The 9,187-nt window shown below is 61.5% G+C and carries 10 protein-coding genes and 1 pseudogene; 4 read left to right on the forward strand and 7 right to left on the reverse strand.

Annotated elements, in window-relative coordinates:
* From EOD07_RS12290 to EOD07_RS12300, 3 genes and pseudogenes are all read left to right on the forward strand, one after another.
* A pseudogene (locus tag EOD07_RS12290) lies at positions 1-407 on the forward strand (polysaccharide deacetylase); the annotation flags it as partial.
* Positions 408-410: 3 nt separating this feature from the next.
* Complete coding sequence (locus EOD07_RS12295) at positions 411-704, forward strand: hypothetical protein (protein WP_127235638.1); 294 nt, start codon at positions 411-413, stop codon at positions 702-704.
* Entirely contained in the window at positions 697-1,671 is a 975-nt protein-coding gene (locus tag EOD07_RS12300; protein ID WP_127235639.1) for a GTP-binding protein, read from the forward strand. The genes EOD07_RS12295 and EOD07_RS12300 overlap by 8 nt, the downstream gene beginning before the upstream one ends.
* A gap of 141 nt (positions 1,672-1,812) precedes the next feature.
* Here the strand turns inward: EOD07_RS12300 and EOD07_RS12305 are convergent, their stop codons facing one another.
* The 6 genes from EOD07_RS12305 to EOD07_RS12330 all read right to left on the reverse strand — a co-directional run bounded on the left by EOD07_RS12305 (position 1,813) and on the right by EOD07_RS12330 (position 8,060).
* Positions 1,813-2,223 (reverse strand): DUF3830 family protein, encoded by a 411-nt coding sequence (locus EOD07_RS12305; protein WP_127235640.1) that lies wholly within the window; start codon positions 2,221-2,223, stop codon positions 1,813-1,815.
* A 74-nt stretch (positions 2,224-2,297) separates the two neighbouring features.
* Positions 2,298-3,296, reverse strand: coding sequence for a polysaccharide deacetylase family protein (locus EOD07_RS12310; protein ID WP_245470080.1), 999 nt, complete (start codon positions 3,294-3,296; stop codon positions 2,298-2,300).
* A 1-nt stretch (position 3,297) separates the two neighbouring features.
* Positions 3,298-4,509 carry a sugar ABC transporter substrate-binding protein gene (locus EOD07_RS12315; RefSeq protein WP_073985668.1) on the reverse strand — a complete coding sequence of 404 codons (1,212 nt, stop codon included), beginning with the start codon at positions 4,507-4,509 and terminating at the stop codon, positions 3,298-3,300.
* A gap of 28 nt (positions 4,510-4,537) precedes the next feature.
* Entirely contained in the window at positions 4,538-5,548 is a 1,011-nt protein-coding gene (locus EOD07_RS12320; protein WP_082369713.1) for an ABC transporter permease, read from the reverse strand.
* A complete protein-coding gene (locus tag EOD07_RS12325) occupies positions 5,548-6,522 on the reverse strand; it encodes an ABC transporter permease (protein WP_127235641.1) in 975 nt (324 codons plus the stop codon). The genes EOD07_RS12320 and EOD07_RS12325 overlap by 1 nt, the downstream gene beginning before the upstream one ends.
* Before the next feature lie 2 nt (positions 6,523-6,524).
* Positions 6,525-8,060 carry a sugar ABC transporter ATP-binding protein gene (locus EOD07_RS12330; protein WP_127235642.1) on the reverse strand — a complete coding sequence of 512 codons (1,536 nt, stop codon included), beginning with the start codon at positions 8,058-8,060 and terminating at the stop codon, positions 6,525-6,527.
* Between the two features lie 96 nt (positions 8,061-8,156).
* On the opposite strand from EOD07_RS12330, the gene EOD07_RS37625 reads away from it, so the two are divergent.
* Positions 8,157-8,561, forward strand: coding sequence for a hypothetical protein (locus tag EOD07_RS37625; RefSeq protein ID WP_164772207.1), 405 nt, complete (start codon positions 8,157-8,159; stop codon positions 8,559-8,561).
* 128 nt (positions 8,562-8,689) lie between these two features.
* Here EOD07_RS37625 and EOD07_RS12340 read toward each other — a convergent pair.
* On the reverse strand, positions 8,690-9,187 hold a 498-nt coding region (locus tag EOD07_RS12340; RefSeq protein ID WP_164772208.1), incomplete at its 5' end, for an FCD domain-containing protein.

A 9,187-nucleotide genomic window follows, 5' to 3' on the forward strand; every position in this document is an offset into this window, starting at 1 on the left:
ACGTCATCGACTACACCAAGAAGGCCAAGGACTGGATGCACCCCCTCAAGCACGGCAAGGAGATCGACCTCGTCGACATCGCGGCCAACTGGTATGTCGACGACCTGCCGCCGATGATGTTCATGAAGAAGTCGCCGAACAGCCACGGCTTCGTCAATCCGCGCGATATCGAGGAGCTGTGGCGCGACCAGTTCGACTGGATGTATCGCGAGATGGATTACGGCGTGTTCGCCTTCACCATCCATCCCGACGTCTCCGGCCGCCCGCAGGTGCTCTTGATGCTCGAACGCCTGATCGAATACATCAACGGCCATGAGGGTATCGAATGGGCGACCTTCGAAGAGATCGCCGACGACTTCCGCAAGCGCTATCCTTTCGAGGGCAACAAGCGTCCGGAGGTGATTTGAGCGATGTGCAGCGCCTGCGGTTTCCCGTCGCGACCGGGGCACTGGACGGAGGCCGGGGCGGTGCGCCCCGGCAGCCGGCTGCGCCTGCGCCTCACGCGGCTGGCGATCGTCAACAGGCTGCTGGCACCTTACCGGCTTACCGCTTACGACGACGGGGCGACGCCGGGTCTCCAACTCATGGCGCCGGGTGGCGAGCGTGTCCTGGTTCCCGACCTCGAGGCGCTGTGGACGGAAGCGGCGCGCATGGCCAGGACACCGATCGACCCGCTGTCGGCGCGTGCGCTTGGCGATGAATGAACGACGCCGGCCGGATGGCCGCCTGCCCCTGACGATCGTCGGCGGGTTCCTCGGCGCCGGCAAGAGCACATGGCTGCGCCATCACTTGCACGAGCGCCATTTCGGCGCGGTGCATCTCATCGTCAACGAGGCCGCCGAGACGCCGGTGGACAATTTGCTGCTCGGCAAGGCCGAACGGATTTCGGTTCTGGCAGGCGGATGCGCCTGCTGCAACGGCCGCGAGGCGCTGATCGCGACCTTGCGCGGCATTTGCGGCGAACAGGACGCTTCGGACGGACCGGGAATAGGCCGCATCCTGCTCGAGACCAGCGGGCTCGCCGATCCCGGCGCGATCGCCCGCGCCGTTGCCGAGGACGCGATGCTGGCGCGCCGGCTGATCGTCGAGGATGTCATCGTGCTGGTCGATGCGCTGCATGGTCCAGTCCAGCTTGCGCAGGAGGATCTCGGCCGACGCCAGGTCGAGGCGGCCGAGCGCATCGTCGTCACCAAACCGGGGGGCGTCCCGACCGCGCAATTGGCTCGGCTGATGGCCACGCTGCGCCGTCTCAACCCAGCCGCGCCGATCGAAGGCGCCGAGCGCGGAGTGGCGCTGGAACTGCCCACGCTGCCCGATGCCGAACCTTATGACCTTCCCGAGACGAACGCCGCCGCGGCCGAGCCGATCCGCCCTTATCGCCTGGACATTTCGGACGGCGGAGATTGGGCGAGCTTCTCGGTGTGGCTATCCGCGTTGCTTGCCGCGCGCGGCGACGACATCGTGCGGGTGAAAGGGGTGGTGACCAGCCTGGACGGCCGTCTCCTGCTGCAGTCGGTGCGCAAGGTGGTCCAGCCGCCGGAAATCCTGCCTGCGCCGCAGGACGCGTCGGCTGGCCCGGCGCCGGAGGACGACATCATCATCCTGATCGGGCGCGGCATGGACGAATCCACGCTCGCACGCTCCTGGCGCAGGGCTCTCGGCTCAGAATAAAGCATGTCTCCCGAAAGTGGGAACCGGTTTCGGGAGACATGCGCGCAATAAAAAAAGCCCAACGCGCGGGAAACGAACCTGAAAGATCGCGGCGCGCTTTAAGCCAAATCTGGGAAAGGCGCGCCTCGCCACAAAGCGGTTCTAGAGAGAGAACTCGATGTTCTGCGCCCCTTGCCAAAGGACCTTCTTGCCCAGTTCGGCCAAATTCTCCTGACCTTCGGTGATTGTCAGGAAATGATTTCCCGCAAGTTGCCCCATCTTGCTGGCGAAGTTCACGCCGCCATATGCGAGCAGGATCTCCGTCTCGCTGAATCCGCCGGGGTAGAGAATGAACTGGCCAGGCGCCGGATAGCTGGTCGCGTTCTCGAAGCTCACGCCGAAATCGGTGTCGCCCAGGGGAATCCAGCAGCCTTCACCGCTCCAGCGGACATGAATGATGCGCTCCTTATACGGCAGAAGAGAAAGAAAACGCGCACAGGTGTTCGGCGCGAGATTCTGTTCGAGCCGCGCCTTGAAGCAGTATCCACCTGCATCGATGTTTATCGTTTTCACTTTCTATTTCTCCATTTCAAGTTCAGTCGGTCGAATCTCGAAGATGCTGGGCGTCGCCGACCTAGCCCATCGACTTAAGCTTGAGCGCCTGTCCTTGCCGACACGTACCAGTCGAGAATCCTTTCGCCGGACCAGAACACCGCGCCTGCATGAGAGGCTATGTAGTCCAGGAGCTGTTCCAAATATCCGATCCGATGCGGCACACCGCTCAGATATGGATGCACGCTGATCGACATGATCCGTGGCGATACGGCACTTTCCGCGTAGAGCCGGTCGAACTGCCGCATGCCGCGCTCGAGCAATTCCGCCGATGAATGCTGGGCGACGGCCATTATGGCAACATCGTTGATCTCGACCGTGTAAGGAAGGGTGACGAGGGGGCCAGCCGTCGTCTTCAATTCGCAAGGCAGGTCGTCCAGTACCCAGTCAGCGACATATCGGATGCCCTCTTCGGCAAGGATGTCAGCCGTATCGGCTGTCTCGGTCAGGCCAGGGCTTTCCCATCCGACAGGTGCCTTGCCGGAAATCCTCGATAGCGCTTCAATCGTGCGGCGCACCGACAAGCGCTGATCCTCCAGATTGTGCATCGGTCCTTGAAGCCATCCATGGCCCATCAATTCCCAGCCCGCCTCATGTGCTGCTTGCACCACCCTGGGATATACCTCGCAGACCGAACCGTTGGTGGCCAAGGTCGGCACGATTCTTCTCGATTTCAGGCTCTCATAGATTCGCCAGAAACCGACCCGCATCCCGTATTCGTGCCAGGACCAGTTCGGGATATCGGGCAACAACGGCGTGCCCATCGGCGGCGGCAGTACCGTTCGCGGCATCGGCCGGCGTGCATCCCAATGTTCGACATTGACGATGAGCCATACCGGCATTCTGATTCCGTCGGGGAGCTTCAGTGGTGGCCGGTCGATGATGGCCTGATACGCGATCCGTTCACGAGGTGTTAGCGGCATGCCGAAATTCACAGAGTTGGAATTTGTGGTGGACTGACTTTCGACCGGCGCCCGCGCCGGGATCGTCGGATGGATGCGGCCTGGATATCCGGGCCGCATCGCAAGGCGCAACTCAGGGGGCCGGGATCGGCTTGACCTTGTTCGGCTCCAGCCAGTCCTTGGTCGGCTCGCACTGGCCGCAATTGATGCCTGGCAGATTGTCGGCATAGGTCACGTCCGGCAAATCCTTGATGGTGGCGCCAGCCGTCGGCGTTCCATCCTGGATGGATTTCAGGCTGAGTTCGGGAAGCAGATCACCGTTGAGCGACGTGTCGATGAACAGGGGCGGCACTTTATCGGCCGGGAAGGTATTGCACCCCCCGACAAAGCTTTCGCCCTGGCAAACCTTCACATCCTGAGGCTCGACCCAGGGCAGCGGATATTCGACGTTGCTGGCCGTGAGCTTCTTCTTGCCCGTCAGCACTTCCATCATCAGCTTGAAGGCGTAGCCACCCACGGCCGGGCCGGCGCTTGATGAGACACCCTTCAGGCCCTTGGCCTGCATGGCCGGATCGGCCATGGCCAGGCGGTAGCCATTGTTGGACTGGCCGGCAATGACGACCAGCTTGCCGGGGCGGTTGTTCAATACGGCCTGCAGCGAGCCGTAGGTGCCGTCGACCGTCCAGATGGCGTCGACATTGGGATGCGCGGCGAGGATCTTCGCAACTTCTTCCTGCGAGGTGGCGTCGTTCCAGTTGCCATAGAAGTCGCCGACGATCTTGATGTCGGGATATTTCTTGAACACACCGTAAGCCTGCTCGTCATAGGTCTTGGTGACGGTTGTGCCGGCAACGCCGTGGTTGAAGATCAGCTCGCCCTTACCACCCATCTGATTGGCCATCCACTGGGCTGTATTGGCGCCGTAGCGGGCGGTAATGTTGGAGACATTGTGCGCGCATTTCTCGGTGACCGTGCTGTCATAGGTGAACACCACGACACCCTGGTCGCAGGCCTGCTTGATGGTCCGGTTAAGCGCCGTCGGCGAAAGCGGATAGAGCAGGATGGCGTTGGCTCCGGCGGCAATCATGCTTTGCAGGTCGGAGATCTGCTTCTGCACGTCGGTGCCGGAGATGATTGTCTTGAACTCGACCTGCTTGTCGTATGGCGGGGTCGCGGCCAGTGCCTTGATACCATTGGCCGCGCTTGCCTGCCAGGTGTTGCCGCTGTAGCTCATGTTCAGGAAGACCTTGTAGGTATCCTGGGCGTTCGCGCTGGAAGCCCCCAGAGCAAGCAATGCAACGGCCATGGCCGCCCGGCCATAAGGCAGTCTATGAGAAGTTTTCATAGTCTTTCTCCCATTTTGCGACTGCCGGTCAGCGGCTTCGCAGGTTGAGCCGCCCGCGCTGGAGCAGCAAAGCGATGATGATGATCCCGCCCTGAACCAGGTCGCGGAATCCCTGCGACAGGCTGAGCGTGGTGATGACGGTGGAAAGCGTGCTGAGGAAAAGGGCGCCGGCGAGCGTGCCGAGATAAATGCCGGACCCTCCCGTCACCCGCGCGCCGCCGATAACGACGGCTGCGATGGAGGGCATCAGCAATGCGTCGCCCATGTCGAGCGTGGCGCTTGACGAATAACCCGCCAGCAGAATGCCGGTGATGCCGGCGCAAAGTCCGCTGATCGCATAGACGGTGATGGTGAGCGAGGCGATGGGCAGACCGAGCACCTGGGCAGCCCCCGGACTGGAGCCGATCGCATAGAGCTTGCGTCCTTCCGTGCTCCTGTTCTGGAACAGCCAGGCGAGCGCGGCGAAGATGACAATGAAGTAGACGGGGTAAGGAACGCCCAGCCAGCGCGAGCTCATGAATTGCTGAACTGCCGGAGCGACCGCCTGCTGCGAATTGCCAGCCGTGAAACCCAGCGCGACACCGAAGAAGGTGATGCCGGACGCCAGCGTGACGATGAAGGGCGGGATCTTGGCGATGGCGACGCCGATACCGTTGATGAGGCCAATGCCAAGGCAGCAAAGCAGTGTGAGCGGTATTGCGTAAAGAAGCGCATCGTTGCTGCCGCGTGTCAGTTCCGCGACCATCATGCCACCAACCCCGATCACTACGCCGAGTGAAAGGTCGATGCCGCCAAGAAGGATGACGAGGCCCTGGCCGAATGACGCGACCACAAGAAAAATGGCCGTGACCAAGATCGCGGTAAGCTGCTCGAAGGATCCGAAATTCGGATTGGCGATCTTCATGCCAATGATCAGGAGAGCCGTGGCCGCGAATACCGTTATTGCCGGCACCAGTTCGGATGCGACCAGGCCGGACCGCGGAGGACGGGCATCGAGATCGGACGCCTCGGCTTTGTCGATGAGCTGCCGATCGGTCATCAGGTTTGCCTCCGCGCGGGACGGCTCGCCAGATATGCCGACGCCTGGCCGAAGAGGATCGCGAGGATCATGATGATTCCGTTGAAGATGTTGGTATAGAAGTCGGCCACGCCGAGCGCGAACAGCATCTTTTGCAGAACCGTCAGGATACCCGCACCCGCAAGCGTCCCAACGACCCCTCCTCGCCCGCCGAACAGCGATGTCCCGCCAATGGCGACAGCCGCAAACACGAACAGCAGGAAGGAATCGCTGATGCGCGGATCGCCCGAACCTATCTCTGCGCTGAAGACGAAACCGGCCGTCGCATAGAACAGTCCGGCCGCCACGAAGGCGAACAACTTGGTCAAACGTATATTGAGGCCGGAAAGGCGCGCCGCCGCCTGGTCCGTGCCAACGGCGTACATCGCGATGCCCATGCGCGACCGCTTGAGCAGCAACCAGAAAATGAGCGTCAGCACCAGCAGGATGGCCGGAACCGGAACATGATAAATGTCGCCGGTCATGCCGTAGGCGATCGATTCCACAACCTCCCCGCCAGGCGCGGGCAGGATAAGCAGCGCGATGCCCTGGCAGGCGATCAGCGAACCGAGCGTCACCGCCAGTGACTGAAGGCCGAGATAGGCAACAAGAAAACCGTTCAGCCCACCGACGACGAGCCCAACCAGCAACACCAGTCCGAAACTGCCGAGAGCCCCCAATTCGCCGGCGCTTGTCGTCGCAACGACCACATTTGCGATGGCGATCACACCCGGGCCTGAAAGGTCAAGTTCGCCGCACAGCACCACGAGGGTGAGGCCCGTAGCGGCAAGCGAAAGCACGATCGCATTATTGAGCAGATTGCTGATACCGAAGAGCGACAACGCAGACGGTTCGTGCGCGGCGTAGACCGCGAACATCACGATCAATAGACCGATGGCTGCAACGGCGCCGTTGCCCAGTAGCCCTCTGCGACCGCGAACCGTTTCACTTGCCATCGCTAAGCCTCCCGCGCGGCGGATTGGCGCAATCCGTTGCGATAGCCGGAAGCTAAGGAAAGGATGCGGTCCTGAGAGAGCTGTTCGTGGCCTAACTCGCCCGCCACTGAATTGCGGTAAAGCACAAGGCAGCGGTCGCAGAGCTGAACGAGTTCGTCCAGTTCGGTCGAATAGAAGAGGATTGCCCCCCCGTCGCGCACGAAGCCGCGCATCATGGCATAGATGTTGCGCTTTGCGCCGACATCAACGCCGCGCGTCGGGTCGAACAACAGCAGGCATCGAGCACCTGCCATCAGCGCTCTCGCCAGAACGGCCTTCTGCTGGTTGCCGCCGGACAAGGCATTGATGCCAAGCGGCAGGAAGCGATCGGCAAGGCTGACAGCCGGCGTCACCTGCTCCACCAGCCGGCGCTCCGCCGACCCCTTGATAAGATGGAACCGGCTTGCCCTGTCGATGACGGGCAGCGAGATATTGGCCTGCGTCGTGAGGTCGTGGAAGAGGCCTTCGGATTTGCGTTCTTCCGGCACCAGCACCATGCCCAGCCGTCGCGCTGCGCGGGGCGAGCGCACCGATGCTGCCTTGCCTTCGATCGAGATCGTCCCTTCGCGCACAGTCGACAGGCCTACCAGGGCCTTGAAGAGGCTGGACTGGCCATGCCCCTCCAGGCCTGCGACACCAAGGATTTCGCCGGGAGCGAGCGAAAAACTTACATCCTCCACCCCCGGACCGCGCAAGTGGCTGACTTCCAGGGCAGCCGCTGCGTCCGCACGCACTGCCGAGGACGTTTTTTCCGAGATTTCAACAACGGACCGCCCGGCCATGCTGGTGAAGATAGTCTCGTCGCTCATCGCTGCGACTTCGCTTTCCAGCACCTTGCGGCCGTTGCGCAGGATGACGCAGCGCTGACAAAGGCGGCGGATTTCATCGAGCTTGTGACTGATGTAGAGCACGGACGTGCCCTTACCCACGACGTCGTCGACCAGCTTGAACAGCCATTCGCGGTCAGACAGCGCAGCCGTTGCCTCGTCCAAAACGAGCACGGCCGGACGGTGCCGCAACGCCCTTACGATCTCTACCTTCTGACGCATGCCGAGAGGCAGTTCCTCTACCAGCCGGCCAGGCGCGATATCGGTGACGCCGTGGCTTTCAAGAATGGCGGCCGCGTCCCTCTCCAGACTACGCGCCGAGACCAGTCCCAGGCGATTGAGCGCCGGCCGCGGCAGGAACAGGTTCGCAGCCACCGACAATGTCGGGATGAGGCTTAATTCCTGGAAGGCCGTGGCAATGCCGGCGGCGCGCGCATCGACGATTCCCTTTGGCTTGAACAGGGCACCGCGCAATTCGATCGAACCGGTATCGGGCATGACCACGCCGCTCAAGATTTTGACAAGGGTTGATTTGCCGGCACCATTTTCGCCGAGCAGACCACACACTTCACCCGAATGGAGTTCGAAGGAGACGTCGTTGAGCGCGACCGTGGCGCCATAACGCTTGGACACAGACCGGAAATCGAGGACGTTATGGGCGCTATCCTTCATTCCGCCTCCTCCCTGGTCATCTTCATTTTGGTCTGACCAACATTGCAGCTACCATGCCTTTCCGGTCGTGACAATCGCGAAAAACTTGAAGACGCGGTGTATTTTGGTCTGACCGAACGTGTCCGGCAATTCGACGGCAGATCATATGCAGGCCGCGCCGTTTCCAAACGAAAATCGGCCAAGAATCGGGGCCTGATCGCTCAAACGGCCAAGGGTCAACACAGTCAAACCGATTTTACCGGTCTGACCATATATTCTTATTCATGCCGGGATGACCCAGGCACTCCTGCAACGGCCGGCACCGCAACACCGGCTCGGGATTGCGGGCGTGGCGTCACGCGGGTAGCGCTCGGCAAAATCCGCCGCGATCTCTTCGATTTTGACAAACTTCACGCCGTCGAAGCCCTTCATGTGGCCGTAGAGGCCTCATGCATCTTCAACATATGCGGCTCGCCCGATATCGCTGGATGGATGGTCGGCGGGAACGCGGCGAAGTCGTAATTCTCGTAGACCCAATCAAAACCGGTCACGCCACATTTGCTCGATGCCGCGAGGGTTGACGAAACCGTGGCTGTTCGATGACGCCTTGAGACACCATCGGCGGCACGATGTCCTCCGCCGAGGGTCGTCTACGGCAGTTGTGAAGGTGGAAGACCGGCCCGGCTTCCGGCCATGCTGATATGCTTGCGCATGTAATAATTCGCTCCATCGGGATCACCCATCGCGATCGCTTCCAGGAGGCGGTCATGTTCCTGCACGGCTATCAGCAGGTTCCCCCGGCGCTCGGTAGGCAGCCGCTGGCTCTCCAGGAGCACGCTTGCAAAAGTCTGGTGCATGTCGACCAGAAGCTTGTTGCGTGAAATGCGCATGATCAGGTTGTGAAAGTCGAAGTCTGCCTGCGCATAGGCGACAAGATTGTTCTCGCGAGCCGCTTTGCGAAACGCCGCCGTACACTCCTTGAGGTCGGCGATCTCCTGTTCGGTGTGGGTGAGCGCCGCGAGCTCAGCCGCATAGCTTTCCACGATATAGCGGAACTGGTAGACCTCGCTCAGCGAATAGCGCGCAGCGAAGCGCCACGAAGGAGTGGCTGGCGCCCCCGACGGATCGGCACAGACGAAACCCCTCCC

The organism is Mesorhizobium sp. M2C.T.Ca.TU.002.02.1.1 (assembly GCF_003997225.1).